The sequence below is a fragment of the Streptomyces phaeofaciens genome, from assembly GCF_014648915.1.
Classification (GTDB): domain Bacteria; phylum Actinomycetota; class Actinomycetes; order Streptomycetales; family Streptomycetaceae; genus Streptomyces; species Streptomyces phaeofaciens.
In genome coordinates, this window is the sequence record NZ_BMSA01000001.1 from 811,703 (window position 1) to 826,297 (window position 14,595).

Genomic DNA, 14,595 nt, shown 5'->3' on the forward strand with positions numbered 1-14,595 from the left:
ACCGAGGACCGCAGTCACCCGAGTTGTGCGCGGGATCCGTGGGGGCGGTGAGCCGCGCCGCTCACCCGGAGAGCAGCGCTGCCCTGCCTGCTGTTCCGCTCCCGTGGCGCTTAGGATCGCGAGCATGGCCCTGATCACGAGAGACGTCGACCGCTTCGAGACCGCCAGGCCCCGGCTGGAGGCCATCGCCTACCGGATGCTCGGCTCGGCGAGTGAGGCGGAGGACGCCGTGCAGGAGACGTTCCTGCGCTGGCAGGCGGCCGACGTCGGGCGGATCGAGGTGCCGGACGCCTGGCTGACGAAGGTCCTCACCAACTTCTGTCTCAACCAGCTGACTTCGGCCCGTGTCCGGCGTGAGACGTACGTGGGGACGTGGCTCCCCGAGCCGCTGCTCGCCGGGGACCCGATGCTCGGCCCGGCCGACACCGCCGAGCAGCGCGAGTCGGTCTCCTACGCCGTCCTCGTCCTGCTGGAGCGCCTGTCGCCCAATGAGCGGGCGGTGTACGTGCTGCGCGAGGCCTTCGACTACCCGCACCGGGAGATCGCCGAGATTCTGGACATCACCGAGGCCGCCAGCCAGCAGTTCCACCACCGGGCCAAGAAGCACCTCGCGGAAGGCAAGGCGCGCACCGAGATCGACGAGGCCGCCGCCCGCAGGATCGTCGAGGAGTTTCTGGCCGCGGCGACCAGCGGCCGTACCGAACCGCTCGTCCGCCTGCTCACGCAGGATGCCGTCTCGGTCGGCGACGGCGGCGGGAAGGTCCCGGCCCGCGCGAAGGCGTTCGAGGGTGTGCTCGCGGTCGCCACGTTCCTGCGCGGCCTGTTCAAGCCCAGCGAGGCCAAGCGGGCCTACGTCGGCGGCGCGCCCGACATCTACGCGACGACCGCGAACGGCGGGCCCGCCGTCGTGGCGGTCGTGGACGGCCGGGTCGTCGGGATCACCTGCCTGGAGGTCACCGCGGACGGCATCGCCGCGGTCCTCAACCAGGTCAACCCCGACAAGCTCGTCCGTGCGACCGAGCAGTGGGCCGCCGCGGAGCACGGGGAGGCGCCGCTCCACACCCTCTGAGAGAGTGTGACGCAGGTCACATTCGGATCCTGTCAGGAAACGCCGGCCTGCCCGGTTCAAGGGGCGAGACCACGCCGGACAACGGCGGACCCGTCCAGACAGGAGCACGGACATGCAGCACCGTATCGTCGTCCTCGGAGCCGGCTACACCGGAGCCGTCGCCGCCGGCCGCCTCGCCAGGCGACTGCACCGCGAGGACGTCACCATCACCCTCGTCAACCCCGAGCCCGACTTCGTCGAGCGCGTCCGGATGCACCAGCTCGCGGTCGGCCAGGACCTCAGGCCCCGGCCGTTCGGCGAGATGTTCGCCGGCACGGGTGTGGAACTGAAGCTCGCGAAGGTCACCGCCGTGGACGTGGACCGCAAGGCGGTGACGGTCGCCGCCGTGAACGGCCACGGGCCGGAGGAGCTGTCGTACGACACCCTGGTCTACGCCCTCGGCAGCGGCTGGAACGACGGGGGCGTCCCCGGCGTCGCCGAACACGCCCACGAGGTCGCCGGCCGGTCCGGCGCCCTCCGGCTCCGCGACCGTCTGGCCGCCCTGGACGCCGGCCGACCCGTGGTCGTGGTCGGTGGCGGCCTGACCAGCCTGGAGGCCGTGACCGAGATCGCCGAGGCCCGCCCCGACCTCGACGTCGCCCTGGCCGCCCGCGGCGCCCTCGGCGACTGGCTCTCGGAGAAGGGCCGCGCCCACCTGCGGAAGGTGGTGGACAAGCTCGGCATCACCGTCCACGAACACACCGCGGTCGACGCCGTGGAGGCGGACGGCGTGACGACCGCCGACGGCCGGAGCATCCCCGCCGAGGTCACGGTCTGGACCACCGGCTTCGCCGTCCACCCCATCGCCGAGGCCACCACCCTGGCGCTCACCGACCGCGGCCAGATCGTGGTCGACACCACCATGCGCTCGGTCTCCCACCCGGACGTGTACGCCGTGGGCGACGCGGCGATGGCGATGGGCCCCCAGGACAAGCCCCTCCGTATGTCCTGCGCCTCGGGCGTCCCCATGGCCTGGCAGGCCGCCGACGCCATCGCCGCCCGCCTCGCAGGCGTCAAGGTCCCCCACGTCTCCATCCGGTACTACCAGCAGTGCATCTCGCTGGGCCGCAAGGAGGGCCTGATCCAGTTCGTCACCGCCGACGACCGGGCGGTCGACAGCGCCCTGACGGGCCGTGGGGCCTCCCTCTACAAGGAACTGGTCTGCAAGGGCGCTGCCTGGACCGTCGCCAACCCCACGGCGGGCATGCCCTCCCGGCGCCGGCGTGTCGTACGGCAGGAGACCCCTGGCCGTGTACCGGCAGAGGCGGCGGCCTGACCTCGCCATGGCCGAACTGCCGGTGTCGGACGACGTGGTGTGCTGCGGCAGGGGTGTGGTGGACCCGCTTCTCGGCGGGTCCCTCCGCCGCTCCGCGGTGACCACGACGCGTCGGCCGAGACCAGGGCCGAGGGCTTCGGCCGCCGGATATGTGATGGCCACCCGGAACGTCGTTCTGTACCTTGCCTCCATGACCGACAACCGAAGGGGCGATGCCGCGTAGGCGCCCATCCGCCCTGCGCAGCGAGCGCCTCGCCCGCACCGTGCGACGACGGCGGTACCCGTCCATCGACCGCCTGTCAGGATCCTGCACCGCCGATCTGCGCCGGCTTGAACGCTCCCGCTTCCTCCCCGAGGAAACCGAAGAGGCGTTCTGGCACTGGAAGTCCCTGGCCCACGGACCGCTCAGGCTGATCGCGGACCCGGTGACAGCGCAGCGATGCGGCATCCCGGGCTGTTGTGACATCTCCTCCTTCCGAGACCACCTCGAAGCGGTCCTGCACGCCCTGCCCAAGAAGAGCGCGCGCGAGCTGCGCGCCCTCGTGGAGGCCCTCGACGACAAGATCCTGAGGAGGGTCCGGGCCATCCAGGTCGACAACCTGGGCGAGCCGTGGTGGCGAGACCAGCTCTAGTGGCATGGGCGGCCGAAGTCGCTGTCGTCGTCGACATGGCTGCCTGCTTGCGAGGGGGATCGCCGCCCCGTGGTCTCCGGCCGAGGCTTTCGGTGATCGCGATCGAGTCGGGCTGTAGCCGTATCACTTGTCTTTCGCCGTCTCGCTGTTGGTTGGCTTGGGTGGGGGATGTCGGGGTAGGCGACTCGTCGTCGGCTGCTTCGGGCAAGGCAAGACAGTGCAGGGCATGGGCGGCCGGACGACTACTGGAGGGAAGCATCATGGCGGTCATGAGCATGGCGACGACGGACGCGGGCACCACCGAGCTGCCGGAGGTCGCCGACCCTTCCCAGGTGGCTCCGAAGGACGCCCGGGTGCTGTCCAGGCTGTTCTTCGACGAGTTGACGCACCTGGAGGAGGGCACACCCGAGTACCAGTACGCCCGGAACACGCTGATCGAGATGAACATGTCGCTGGTCCGCTTCGCGGCCGGCCGGTTCCGCAGTCGCGGGCCCGAGGAGATGGAAGACATCGTCCAGGTCGGCATGATCGGGCTGATCAAGGCGATCGACCGGTTCGAGCTGTCGCGCGAGGTGGAGTTCACCTCCTTCGCGATCCCTTACATCGTCGGGGAGATCAAGCGGTTCTTCCGGGACACCTCCTGGGCCGTGCACGTGCCCCGGCGTCTGCAGGAGGCCCGGGTGCAGCTCGCCCGCGCCACCGAGGAGCTGCGCAGCCGCCTGGGCCGTACGCCCACGGTCAAGGAGCTGTCGGAGCTGATGTCCCTGTCCGAGGAGGAGGTCGTCGAGGCGAGGCTGGCGTCCAACGGCTACAACTCCTCCTCGCTGGACGCCACGATCGGGGGCAGCGAGGACGGCGAGAGCGTGCTCGCGGACTTCATAGGCACCGACGATGCGGCGCTGGAGCTGGTGGAGGACTTCCACGCACTGGCCCCGCTGATCGCCGGACTCGACGAGCGTGACCGTCAGATCATTCACATGCGGTTCGTCGACGAACTGACCCAGGCTCAGATCGGCGAACACCTCGGTGTCTCGCAGATGCATGTCTCGCGCCTGCTGTCGCGGACTCTCGCCCGCCTTCGCGAGGGCATGCTCACCACTCGCTGACCCCGCACACGGCGACAACTGGGCCCGTCGCGTCCGGGGCGGGCCCGGAGCCGTGTCCGGTGTCGCCAGCCGCCGGCGGGCGGAGTCGGCTGCCGAGGGGGAGCGCTGGGGCGCGGCCCGGCTCAGCGGAGGTCACCGGGTCCGCGGAGGTCGCCGGCTCAGCGGAGGTCGCCGGGTCCGCGGAGGTCGCCGGGTCCGCGGAGCCGAGGCGCGTGGCGCGTGGTGGTCGTCAGACCGTCGACAGGTCGATGGCCCGGTCGACGTCCTGCGGCTGCAACACGCGCAGGATGCCTTCCAGGAGGTAGTAGTCGGCGTAGGGGAGCGAGATCTCGATCCCGTCCTCGGCCGGCCGGTTGCGGGTGCAGCGGGCCACGACGGCGTCGGCGCGGGCCGACCTCTTCGTCAGGCAGGTCTCCGACAGCGCGGTGAGGATCCGTACCGCCACCTGCCGGTACTCGGGTCTGCCGGTGGCGGCGGCCAGGTCGAGCAGCCCGCACGCCATGACGGCGCCCGCTGACGCGTCCTTGATGTCGTGGGGTTGCTGGGGTGCGCGATAGTCCCACACGGGCACGCAGTCCGGGCTCAGAGCGCCGATCGCGAAGTCGGCGAGCCTGCGGGCCGTGGCCAGGAATTGGCGGTCTCCGGTTCTGCGGTAGATCGTGGTGAATCCGTAGATGCCCCAGGCCTGCCCGCGCGACCAGCAGGAGGTGGGGCTGTATCCCTGGACCGTGTTCGCGCCGATCGGCGCGCCGCTGTCGGGATCGAAGTCGTAGACGTGGGGGGTCGATCCGTCCGGGCGGGGAAAGACCTGCTGCGCCGTCCTGGCGTGCTCCACGGCGACGTTCAGGTACTTCTCGTCGCCCGTCTGCCGGGTCGCGAACGCCAGCAGGTCGAGGTTCATCATCGTGTCGATGATGACCCGGCCCGCGTTGTGCGGGTCGTCGAGTGCTCCCCAGGCCCGGATGAAGCGGCCGCGCGGGTTGTAGCGCTGGACCAGTGAGTCGGCCGCTCTTACGGCACCCGCGCGCCAGCTTTCGTCTCCGGTCAGCCGCCATGCGGTGACCCACGACGGGGAGAAGAGGAAGCCGAGATCGTGGGTGGCGGTGTCGTACTGGCGGGGAGCGAGCTTGCGCGCCGATTCGAGTGCCAGTGCGCGGAGCGAGGCGTCGCCGCTGTACAGATACCCCATCCACAGTGTTCCCGGCCAGAACCCTCCCACCCAGTCACCGTTCTGGGAGTACGTCCACTTCTCGAACTTCGTCCCCACGGGAAACGCGCTGACACCCGGAGCGACGGCGCGCAACTTCCCCACCGCGTAGTCGGCCGCCGCCCGCAGTGCGGACACGGACGCCGACGGCACCTGGTCGCCGGAGGGCTCCGCCGCCCGTGCCGGTGTGGCGGTCGCTGCGGCCGTACCGGCCGCCACGGTGAGGACAGTGCGCCGGGAAACAGTCATGAACTCCTCCAACTGAGCGGCTCAGCAAGGGCGTTGAGCGAGTCTGGCACGGCACCCATCTCGCGGTACACCCACGTGCACAGAGTTCATGTCCATGAACGCCCGTGTCTGTGAACGCCCAGGGTTGTTCACCGCTTCAGGAACACCAGGCCCGAAGTCACGCGCTGACGCTTCATGACCTCCACTGGGCGGCCAGGACCGTTCCGTCCTCGATGTCCCGCTGGGGCAGTCGAAGGCCGAGGGCGTCTTCCAGCGCGTGAAAGTACAGCTCGAAGTCGCTCATCACTTCGGGGTGGTCCAGTTCGGCCCTGCGTATGGCCTGGTTGAGGAAGTCGAGCTGGCCGCCCCGGTAGTAGGGGGCACGGCCGCGCTCGTACCAGATCAGTTCCAGCACACCCCGGTCGTCGTCGACGCGACGACCGTCGCGTGTGTAGTCGAAGGTGTAGATGGCCTTCGCGGACGTGGCGCTCAGCCGCACCGTCTCGGTGACTCCGAGCCGGGCGAGTGCCGCGCTGTCGATCCGGGTGCCGGGTGGTGTCTCGTGGTACATCAGGAACGCCCAGTCGCCCGCCTGCCCGAAGCAGAAGGTCTCCCAGACGATCTCCCAGTCGTCGCGGCTGCCGCCGTCCATGCTGCGCAGGTCCGACAGACGTGTCCCGGCGGCCGTCTGTCCGGGGTCGGCACCGTGGAGCAGGGCGATCTGTTCGGCACTGACACCCTCGCCGCGGAAGAAGGCGAGGTGGGTGAACGGGTCCTGATCGCGCCAGGTGTCGGCGATCCAGGCGAGGCCCTCCAGCGGATCCCGCCCGCACGGCCGCGCCGTCCGCGTCCCGTCCGCTCCACCGCTGCGGAACCGGGTTCCCCACGCGGGGTCGATCTCGGCCAGCATCCCGGCCTGCCCGGAGACGAGGTTGGCGACCGGACCACGGCCGGGGGAACGGGCCACGATGTGCTCGGCGAGACGACGGACCGCTTCCTCGGCGATGAAGTACAGCACCTGGTCGAGGTCTTGGGTGGCGAAGATCTCCTGGTGGGGGCTGTGGTAGCCGCGCGCCGTGCCGTCCTCGTCCAGGACGAGGAAGAGGCCGTCGGCATCGCCTGCACGCGGTGCGTACTGGTCGGGTGAGGTCCCGATGGGCGGGAGCATGGCGTCGTCGAGCAGGTCGGATCCCACGGCTGTCCGGTGCCATGCCTGTTTGAGTATGCGCTCCGTGATCTGCATGGGCGTCAGTATGGAGCCGGCCACTGACACCACCTGGTCCTGGCTTCGGTGGATCCGACACCGCCGGCCGGGCAATGCCGTCGTCACGGCGTGGACACCCGTCGACTCGGCGAGTCTCACGGCGCCCTGAACCACGGCCGTGTTCGGCGCCGCCGCAGAGCTCACCGCCCGAGAGGGCATCGGACATCGATCGCTCAGCCGACCAGAGCAGCGGTGATCTGGCGGGTGGTCTGCGCGGCCACCCGGGGGTTGACGGCGGCGTGCGAGGTATAGGCGTTCAGGCCGGTGGCCAGGGCCCAGCCGCGGCCCCGGGTCCAGGTGGCGTCGTCGACGCCGAGCGTGGAGCGGAGGACGGCCCGGCTCCGGGCCGACATCAGGGTGAACGTGATGGTCAGGTCGCAGGCCGGGTCGCCGATACCGAGCCCGCCGAAGTCGATGACCGCGCTGAGACGGCCACCCTCGACCAGCAGGTTGCCGGTGTGGAGGTCGCCGTGGCACCAGACCGGAGGACGATCCCATCCGGGGGCGCTCAGCGCCGCGTCCCACAGGGCGTTCATGGCCGCGGCGTCGAAGGTGTCGCCGACCTCCGCGACGGCGGCCCTCGTCGCGCGGTCCCGATCGGCCGGCGGCCGGAGACGGTGAGGTCCTCACGAGCGCCCCGGACCAGGGAGTCCCGGACCAGGAAGTCCCCGGGTGTGAATCCCTGAATCGATTTTCGCGACGAGGCCGGCGCGGGGCGGCGCCCTCGCCGGGAGTCGCTCGGGTTCCGTGACCGATCGGACCGCGACGGCGAACCCGGCTTGGCCCGTTCGGATGATTCTCCGGTCGGCCGCGCCCGCTATCGGGGACGGATCGGCCCGTTCACCCTCAGGAGTGCCCTCCCGGGGGTACCTCGTGCGTACGGGCCGCCCCGCCGCGGCGCCGCTCCCAGCTCCCCACACCCCTCGCCGCTCCGTACTTGAGGAGGCTCGGACAGACATGTCGGACCCCGAGCGCATCGATGTACACCAGCACCTGGTCCCGCCGGACTTCAGCCGTGCGATGGCCGAGCGGGCCAGCGCCCTCGGCTGGCCCGCTCCCGCCTGGGACGTCCAGAGCGCGATCGCGATGATGGACCGCAGGTCGATCGCCACCGGCCTTCTGTCGTTTCCCGCGCCGGTCGCGGCCCCGGACGACCCCGCCGCAGCCCGTGACGGCGCCAGAAGCGTGAACGACTACACCGCCGAAGTCGTCAAGGACCGGCCCGATCGCTTCGGTCACTTCGCCGTCCTGCCCCTGCCCGACGTGGACGCCGCGCTCGCCGAGGCCGCCCACGCGCTGGACGAGCTGAACGCCGACGGCCTGATGATCCTGTCCAACGTGTACGGCCGGTACCTCGGCGACCCGGCGTTCGAGCCGCTCTGGGCCGAGCTGGACGCCCGTGCCGCGGTCGTCCTCGTCCACCCCACCGCGCCGCCGGTCGCGCCCGTCCCCGGCATCCCCAGCCCCCTGGTGGACTTCCCTTACGACACGGTCCGCACGGCCCTCCACCTGGCGCTGAACGGCGTGCCGGGGCGCTACCCCCGGATCAGGATGATCCTTCCCCACGCCGGTGGCTTCCTGCCGTACGCCGCCCAGCGCTTCGCCGTCGCCGCCCGGCTCCACCCCGACTCCACCCCCGAGGGCCTGCTGGGCGAGCTCCGGCGCTTCTACTTCGACACCGCCATCTCCGCCGGCCCGGCCGCCCTGCCGTCACTGCTCGCCTTCGCGGCACCCGGCCACGTCCTGTACGGCAGCGACTTCCCCATGCTTCCCGAGGAGTGGGCCACCGGCTTCGACACCGGCCTGGACGACTACCCGCACTGGGAACCCGGCCAGCTCCACGCCGTCAACCGTGGCAACGCCGAACTCCTCGTCCCCCGGCTCGCCAGGTCCTGACCCCGCGGGGGCGGGCATCCGCGCGCGACCGTCCGCGTGCCGCACGAGGCCCGGCCGGGCCGCCGAAACCGAACGTCCTGCCGGGCCCCGGGGGACCGGCAGGACGACGGGTCGCCACGAGGGCGGTCAGCCGGCGATGAAGTCCGCGATCTGGCCGAGTACGACCGTGTCCGTCAGGAACCCGATGTGGGTCTGGCAGACCACGTTGTTGTTGGTCGCGCCGTCCAGCCGGGTGCTGGTGTACGGGAGGATGACGCCGTCGCACGCCGAGTACCAGGTGGCGTACGCGGTGCTGCCCGGCGTCTCGTCGCCCGCGCTGATCTGCGCGATGAACGAGGAGCCCGGGTACATCTGCTGGCAGGTCGTGTAGATCAGACAGGCGCCGGCGGCGGTGGTTCCGTGGTTCGCCCCGGCGATCGAGGCGAGGTGGCTGACGCTGGTGTTGCCGCCCAGGACCTTCAGGTAGTACTGGCTGACGAGGCCGCCCATCGAATGGTTGACGATCGCGACCTTGCTCGCCCCGGTCCGCGCCTTCACGCTGTTGACGAAGGTGGCGAGGCCCTGGGCGTTGGTGATGTTGTTGCCGTACGAGTTGTACTCGTAGGCGAACAGGTTGGAGCTGGACCAGCCGTTGAGCCGGAAGACGCTCATGGCGGTGGTCCAGTTGGACGCGTTGCCTGTGTACCCGTGGACGAAGACGACCGGCGTGCTGGTCGACAGCGCCTCGGCGGCCGCGCCGGCCGACCGCGCGGTGGACGCGGTCGACGCGGCCGTGGCGGCGGGGGCGGCCGCGGTGGCCGTCGACGCTGAGGAGAACAGGGTGAGCGCGAGCGTGGCGGCCGCGAGAACACCGAGAAGCCGGTGCGGGGCATGACGACGCATGAAGCCCTCCTGACGAGGATGGGGGTGGCTGGACCCGACCAGCCTCGTGGGGCGAGACGCGGGCGCAATCGGTGAAATCACCGGCGCGCGCGGGTGACGCCACCGGGTGTGCCCGGCGGCATCGCCCGGAAGGCGGTCCGACCGGTCGGCCCGGGAGCTGTCGCCGCGGAGGCGGGCCGCCGACGAGGTCGGCGGGGACGGACCGCATGCCGAACATCGCCCACCCCTCGGTGGACGGGATCCTGGGCAAGCCCGTCAGTGCTGCCCTTCAGGGCCCTTCAAGCCCGTCGGGCCCTTCAGACACTGACGACCTCGATACCCGCCTCCGTGAGCCGCGCCGCCATGTCAGGAGCGAGGCCGGAGTCGGTGACGAGCACGTCGACGCGGTCGAGACCGCAGATCCTGGCGAAGGCGCGCTTGCCCATCTTGGACGAGTCCGTCGCGAGGATCACCTTCCGGGCGCGCTCCGCGAGGAGCCTGCTGACACTCGCCTCGTCCTCGTGGTGGGTCATCACACCGAGCAGCGGGTCCACACCGTCGACGCCGAGGACCGCGACGTCGAGCACCACTTGGCTCAATACCCCTTCCGTCAGCGGGCCCACCAGTTCGTAGGTCTGGGGGCGCGCCACGCCACCGGTCACCACGATCTTGAACTGCGGACGGACCGCCAGTTCACCGGCGATGTTCAGCGCGTTGGTGACGATGGTGTACATCGGCCCGGAGGAGCCCTCACCGCGCTCGGCCGGGCCGCCCGCCCGGAGCACCAGGGCCCGTGCCACCTCCGTGGTGGTGGTGCCGCCGTTGAGTCCGACGACGTCCCCGGCGCCCAGGAGGTCTGCCACGGCGCTCGCGATGCGCTGCTTCTCGGAGACCCGGCGCGAGGACTTGTAGCGCAGCGGCAGCTCGTAGGACACGCCGTGCGCGATGGCCCCGCCGCGCGTGCGGACGAGCAGCTTCTGCTCGGCCAGCTCGTCGAGGTCGCGCCGGATGGTCGCCGGTGACACGGCCACCGAGACGGCAGCCTCCTCGACGTCCAGCTTGCCGGCGACCGCGAGCAGTTCCAGCAGCTCGCTCCACCGCTCCTGCTTGGACATGCGCCGCTTCCCCTCCGTGCCTGGATCTCCGCGACCGTGCTCCGAGGGGTGAGCGAGGACCGACCTGGCGGCGGGTCGACGGCCCTCGCGAGTCCGGCGCGAAGTTGATCGTCATGCCGCAGTATCGCGCACCGCGCGACCTGGCCGCGGCCTCTGAGTCCATGCCCGGGGGTGAGGCAGTGGCAAGATCCGGACCGATGTCCTGCCGAAGTGCTTGCAAGGCCCTCGGGAGTTGTTCCGCGCCTCACCCCAACCCACCTGCGGGTCCATCGTCGTGTCCATGTGGTGAAGGTGAAACAGTTGAAAGTCGCTTCTGTCGCGATGCCTGCCGGTTCGGAATCGTCCCAGTTCACAGGGGTGTTGCGATGAAATGACGTCCTGGTCCGGAAACAGGGTCCGTCGCTTTGCGCTCACCGTCCCTCACTGAAAGCTTTCGACTACTGAACGAGCTGGGCAGCCGAAGTACTCAGTTCCGTTCAGGAAGTTGACTGTCTATGGGGAGAAGTGATCAGTCATGTGGAGACGCATTCATCGTCACCTGGCCTGTGCGGGCGCGGGGGTTGGGCTTCTGCTGACCCTCACGGCGGCCGGCTCGGCCTCCGCCGCGCCGGCGGCCGCCGAGCCGGCGCCCGCCTGTGTCGCCCTCTATGAGAGCTGGCGCTACATGCAGGCCGGCAACGACTGCGCCGAGACGGCGACCGTGAAGGTCGTCTACCAGGACGGCGCCGAGGGGCTGTGCCACACCGTGCGGCCCGGTGAGGTCACCACCATCGGCGAGGGGTACCTCGGCCTGCACGGCCACGCCGCCTACGTGGCGCTCTGCCAGTAGTCCTGTCCCCACTCCCTGAACGTGTCGAAGCCGCTTCAGGGCCACGAGATGCCCCGCCTGGTCGCGTCGCCGTCTCCGGGGGGAGAGCGCGAGCCCCCTCGCCGCACCTAGGGTGGACGGTGTGGTCCTGCCGACTGTCCTTCGGCAGGACCACACTTCTCCACCGCCTGCTGCGACCCGAGGGGTGCGAGGGGCTATGCGGCGAGGCGGTCCGTCAGCGCCTTGGCCTTGAGGGACGCGTCGGCGAGAGCCTTCTCGCGAGAGGCCTGGTAGAGCGGGACCAGTTCCGACATGGCCGGATTGTGCGGGGCCATGGTGAGCTCCGGAACGATGAACTCGAGATCCATGCCGAGGGCGTCCGCGAAGATCGCCGTGAGGTAGTTCCGTACGTACTCGTAGGGCTCCCTCGGCGTGCCCGGCTCGTAGGAGCCACCGCGGCTGGCGATGACCGTGACCGGGGTGCCCTTGGCGGTGGGCGTCGCGCCCGCCGTGCGGCCGATGAGGATCACGTTGTCCAGCCACGCCTTGAGGGTGGACGGGATCGTGTAGTTGTACATCGGAGCGCCGATCAGCACGGCGTCGGCCTGCTCGAGCTCCTCGATGAACGTCACCCGCTCGGCGAACGCGGCGGCCTGTTCGGGTGTGTGCTCCGACGGATCGGACAGGCCGGCGGTGTGGGCGTCGGCGGTGAGGTGCGGGGCCGGAACCGCGGAGAGGTCGCGGTAGATCACCGTGCCGTTCGGGTGCTGCTCCTCCCAGGTCGAGCGGAACGCCTCGGCCACGGCCCTGGAGGCGGACGCGGACGTCGGGAACACGGACGAGTCGATGTGCAGAAGGGTGGCCACTGATGATCTCCAACGGAGTGTGAGGGCGCGGCACAGCGGGACGACCGGGCGGTCGCACCCACTGACCATTCGTACCTAGCTATAGTAAGCATATGGACTTACTTTTTTTCACCTCCCTACGAGAGGGCCAGTATCCTGGAGGGCATGGCGGCGGAGCAGAGGCACGACGAAACGGCATGCAGGCAGGTGGACGGGGGCATCACCCGGGTCTTCCAGCTGCTGGGAAAGCGCTGGACCGGGCCGATCGTGGCCGTGCTCGTGGAGCAACCCGCCCACTTCGCCGACCTGTGCAGGGCCGTTCCGGGTATCAGCGAGCGGATGCTGTCCGACCGGCTGACCGAGCTGGGCTCCGCAGGTCTCGTCGTGCGCGAGGTCGACGAAGGTCCGCCGCTGCGGGTGTCGTACCGGCTGACGCAGGCCGGGGCCGCGCTGGAACCCGCGCTCAAGGAATTGGGCAAGTGGGCCGAGGAGCACCTGCCGGAAAGTCGCCCCTGTACGGAGTAGGGCTCTGGTCGGAAGCCCGGTGGTGTCAGGCGTTCGCGGGGTGGACGGTGAGCAGGTCGGCGAGACCGACGCGGGTGAGGAAGTCCCGTCGAATCCGGTCGGCGACGTCGGAGACGCTTTCGGAGCCGTCGTCGGCGGGGTCGACGGTGACCCGGTAGGGGCGCTGCCCGGCAGGGAGTGCCACGATGCGGGCGATCGCGTCGGAGACGAGGGAGGCTTCGGCGCCCTCGGGAGCCAGCGCGGCCAGCTTCTCGGCGACCTGGCCGACCAGGCCGGCGTACCTGGTCTCGTACTGCGCCTCGGTCTCCCGGTCGGCCGGACGGCCGGAGTGGGCGAAGTGGTTGGTGCCGCTGGTGAACGCGCCCGGCACCACGATGGTCGTCTCGACTCCCCAGCGGGCCAGCTCGGCCGCATAGCTGACGGCCAGGGAGTCCATGGCGGCCTTGGCCGCGAAGTACGGCGCGAGGTAGGGCGGAGTGCCGCCCTTGACGCTGGTGCTGGACACCCAGATCACGAGACCCCGGCGCGCCTGCCGCATGCCGGGCAGGGCGGCTCGGTTGACGCGCTGCGTGGACAGCACGTTCACGTCGTACAGGTCGGCGAGCTGCTCCGGGGTGAAGGCCTCGGCGGGGCCGGTGGCCATGTGACCGGCATTGTGGATCAGGACGTCTATGCGGCCGTGTTCGGCGAGGATCCGGCTGATCGCGGTGTCGATCGATTCCTGCGAGCTGACGTCGAGTTCGACGGGGCGCAGGTCGACACCGTGCTCCTTGCCGTACGCGGACGCGGCGTCGGCCTGAGGGGCGTTGCGGGTGGCGGTCCGGCGCATGCCCGCGTAGACGGTGTCACCGGCGTCCGCGAGGGCTCGGGCGGTGAGCGCGCCGAAGCCGCTGGACGCGCCGGTGATCACGACGATGTTGGTCATGGCTTTCCTCCTTCTGCGGGTGAGGTCGGTTGCCCGGGCGGGGCGAAGGTCAGGCGACTCCGCCGTTGGCGTACATGACCTGGCCGTTGATCCAGCGGGCCGGGCCGGCGAGGAAGGCGACCGTTTCGGCGATGTCCTGCGGGGTGCCCAGGCGTTCGAGCGGTGCCGCCTTCGACAGGTTGTCGATCGTGGTCCGGTCCTTGCCCTCGAGGAACAGGGGTGTGGCGGTGGGGCCGGGGGCCACCGCGTTCACCGTGATGTCCTTGCCGCGCAGTTCCCGGGCCAGTACGAGTGTCATGGCCTCGACCGCGCCCTTGCTGGCCGCGTAGGCGCCGTAGGTCGGGAACTGCAGGCGGGTGACCGATGTGGAGAAGTTGATGATCGCGCCTCCCGCGCGCACGCGCCGCGCTGCCTGCTGGGAGACGACGAAGGTGCCCCGGATGTTGGTGCGGTGCATGCGGTCGAGGTCGTCGAGGTCCAGCGTCGCGATGGGCGAGAGGAGCATGATGCCGGCGGTGTTGACGACCACGTCGATGCCGCCGAACTCCTGCTCCACGGCGTCGAAGGCGGCGGACATCGCCTGCTCGTCGGCGACGTCACCTCCCACGGCCAGGGCCCGGCCGCCGGCCGAGGTGATGGTGGCGACCGTGTCGTCGGCCTTGTCCTTGTTGCCGGCGTAGTGCACGCCGACGGCGATGCCGTCCGCCGCGAGGCGCTCGGCGACCGCCCGGCCGATGCCGCCGGAGCCGCCGGTGACGAGGGCGACGCGTGTGGTGTTGCTGTCGGTGTTCATGAGCTG

Annotated in this window: 14 protein-coding genes and 1 pseudogene; 7 read left to right on the forward strand and 8 right to left on the reverse strand. The window is 70.5% G+C overall.

The features are described 5' to 3' along the window. The first annotated feature begins 124 nt into the window (after nt 1–124). The 4 genes from sigJ to IE275_RS03385 all read left to right on the forward strand — a co-directional run bounded on the left by sigJ (nt 125) and on the right by IE275_RS03385 (nt 4,122). Complete coding sequence (sigJ, locus tag IE275_RS03370; RefSeq protein ID WP_189707248.1) at nt 125–1,069, forward strand: RNA polymerase sigma factor SigJ; 945 nt, start codon at nt 125–127, stop codon at nt 1,067–1,069. Nucleotides 1,070–1,181: 112 nt separating this feature from the next. Further along, on the forward strand, nt 1,182–2,384 hold the full coding sequence (locus tag IE275_RS03375; protein ID WP_189707250.1) for an NAD(P)/FAD-dependent oxidoreductase: 1,203 nt from the start codon (nt 1,182–1,184) through the stop codon (nt 2,382–2,384). Nucleotides 2,385–2,596: 212 nt separating this feature from the next. Beyond that, complete coding sequence (locus IE275_RS03380; RefSeq protein WP_189707252.1) at nt 2,597–3,016, forward strand: hypothetical protein; 420 nt, start codon at nt 2,597–2,599, stop codon at nt 3,014–3,016. 260 nt (nt 3,017–3,276) lie between these two features. Then, on the forward strand, nt 3,277–4,122 hold the full coding sequence (locus IE275_RS03385; protein WP_189707254.1) for an RNA polymerase sigma factor SigF: 846 nt from the start codon (nt 3,277–3,279) through the stop codon (nt 4,120–4,122). Nucleotides 4,123–4,351: 229 nt separating this feature from the next. Here IE275_RS03385 and IE275_RS03390 read toward each other — a convergent pair whose 3' ends face one another. The 3 genes and pseudogenes from IE275_RS03390 to IE275_RS03400 form a co-directional block, all read right to left on the reverse strand. Beyond that, nucleotides 4,352–5,578 (reverse strand): glycoside hydrolase family 88 protein, encoded by a 1,227-nt coding sequence (locus tag IE275_RS03390; protein ID WP_189707256.1) that lies wholly within the window; start codon nt 5,576–5,578, stop codon nt 4,352–4,354. Nucleotides 5,579–5,750: 172 nt separating this feature from the next. After that, the gene (locus IE275_RS03395; RefSeq protein WP_189707258.1) at nt 5,751–6,800 is read right to left on the reverse strand and encodes a hypothetical protein; all 1,050 of its coding nucleotides are present in this window, start codon (nt 6,798–6,800) and stop codon (nt 5,751–5,753) included. 194 nt (nt 6,801–6,994) lie between these two features. Continuing rightward, nucleotides 6,995–7,432: pseudogene (locus tag IE275_RS03400) on the reverse strand (phosphotransferase); the annotation flags it as partial. 346 nt (nt 7,433–7,778) lie between these two features. Here IE275_RS03400 and IE275_RS03405 point away from each other — a divergent pair. After that, nucleotides 7,779–8,717, forward strand: a complete 939-nt coding sequence (locus IE275_RS03405; RefSeq protein WP_189707260.1) for an amidohydrolase family protein — start codon at nt 7,779–7,781, stop codon at nt 8,715–8,717. 126 nt (nt 8,718–8,843) lie between these two features. On the opposite strand, the gene IE275_RS03410 is transcribed toward IE275_RS03405, so the two are convergent. Together IE275_RS03410 and IE275_RS03415 are read right to left on the reverse strand one after the other, a co-directional pair. Beyond that, a complete protein-coding gene (locus IE275_RS03410; RefSeq protein ID WP_189707262.1) occupies nt 8,844–9,599 on the reverse strand; it encodes an esterase/lipase family protein in 756 nt (251 codons plus the stop codon). 296 nt (nt 9,600–9,895) lie between these two features. Then, nucleotides 9,896–10,693 carry a DeoR/GlpR family DNA-binding transcription regulator gene (locus IE275_RS03415; protein WP_189707264.1) on the reverse strand — a complete coding sequence of 266 codons (798 nt, stop codon included), beginning with the start codon at nt 10,691–10,693 and terminating at the stop codon, nt 9,896–9,898. 514 nt (nt 10,694–11,207) lie between these two features. Here IE275_RS03415 and IE275_RS03420 point away from each other — a divergent pair. Then, a complete protein-coding gene (locus IE275_RS03420) occupies nt 11,208–11,522 on the forward strand; it encodes an alpha-amylase inhibitor (protein WP_189707266.1) in 315 nt (104 codons plus the stop codon). 194 nt (nt 11,523–11,716) lie between these two features. On the opposite strand, the gene IE275_RS03425 is transcribed toward IE275_RS03420, so the two are convergent. Then, entirely contained in the window at nt 11,717–12,367 is a 651-nt protein-coding gene (locus tag IE275_RS03425) for an FMN-dependent NADH-azoreductase (protein ID WP_189707268.1), read from the reverse strand. A 144-nt stretch (nt 12,368–12,511) separates the two neighbouring features. Between IE275_RS03425 and IE275_RS03430 the strand changes: the two genes are divergently transcribed. Beyond that, entirely contained in the window at nt 12,512–12,871 is a 360-nt protein-coding gene (locus IE275_RS03430; RefSeq protein WP_189707270.1) for a winged helix-turn-helix transcriptional regulator, read from the forward strand. Nucleotides 12,872–12,896: 25 nt separating this feature from the next. On the opposite strand, the gene IE275_RS03435 is transcribed toward IE275_RS03430, so the two are convergent. Both IE275_RS03435 and IE275_RS03440 read right to left on the reverse strand, forming a co-directional pair. Further along, nucleotides 12,897–13,796: an SDR family oxidoreductase gene (locus IE275_RS03435; protein WP_189707272.1), complete on the reverse strand. Its 900-nt coding sequence runs from the start codon at nt 13,794–13,796 to the stop codon at nt 12,897–12,899. 49 nt (nt 13,797–13,845) lie between these two features. After that, nucleotides 13,846–14,589: an SDR family oxidoreductase gene (locus tag IE275_RS03440; RefSeq protein WP_189707274.1), complete on the reverse strand. Its 744-nt coding sequence runs from the start codon at nt 14,587–14,589 to the stop codon at nt 13,846–13,848. Nucleotides 14,590–14,595: the final 6 nt, after the last annotated feature.

Excerpts from the sequence above, each read along its gene's own strand:
- sigJ (WP_189707248.1), top strand. The coding sequence starts at position 125 with ATGGCCCTGATCACGAGAGACGTCGACCGCTTCGAGACCGCCAGGCCC.
- IE275_RS03375 (WP_189707250.1), top strand. The coding sequence starts at position 1,182 with ATGCAGCACCGTATCGTCGTCCTCGGAGCCGGCTACACCGGAGCCGTC.
- IE275_RS03380 (WP_189707252.1), top strand. The coding sequence starts at position 2,597 with ATGCCGCGTAGGCGCCCATCCGCCCTGCGCAGCGAGCGCCTCGCCCGC.
- IE275_RS03385 (WP_189707254.1), top strand. The coding sequence starts at position 3,277 with ATGGCGGTCATGAGCATGGCGACGACGGACGCGGGCACCACCGAGCTG.
- IE275_RS03390 (WP_189707256.1), bottom strand. The coding sequence starts at position 5,578 with ATGACTGTTTCCCGGCGCACTGTCCTCACCGTGGCGGCCGGTACGGCC.
- IE275_RS03395 (WP_189707258.1), bottom strand. The coding sequence starts at position 6,800 with ATGCAGATCACGGAGCGCATACTCAAACAGGCATGGCACCGGACAGCC.
- IE275_RS03405 (WP_189707260.1), top strand. The coding sequence starts at position 7,779 with ATGTCGGACCCCGAGCGCATCGATGTACACCAGCACCTGGTCCCGCCG.
- IE275_RS03410 (WP_189707262.1), bottom strand. The coding sequence starts at position 9,599 with ATGCGTCGTCATGCCCCGCACCGGCTTCTCGGTGTTCTCGCGGCCGCC.
- IE275_RS03415 (WP_189707264.1), bottom strand. The coding sequence starts at position 10,693 with ATGTCCAAGCAGGAGCGGTGGAGCGAGCTGCTGGAACTGCTCGCGGTC.
- IE275_RS03420 (WP_189707266.1), top strand. The coding sequence starts at position 11,208 with ATGTGGAGACGCATTCATCGTCACCTGGCCTGTGCGGGCGCGGGGGTT.
- IE275_RS03430 (WP_189707270.1), top strand. The coding sequence starts at position 12,512 with ATGGCGGCGGAGCAGAGGCACGACGAAACGGCATGCAGGCAGGTGGAC.
- IE275_RS03435 (WP_189707272.1), bottom strand. The coding sequence starts at position 13,796 with ATGACCAACATCGTCGTGATCACCGGCGCGTCCAGCGGCTTCGGCGCG.
- IE275_RS03440 (WP_189707274.1), bottom strand. The coding sequence starts at position 14,589 with ATGAACACCGACAGCAACACCACACGCGTCGCCCTCGTCACCGGCGGC.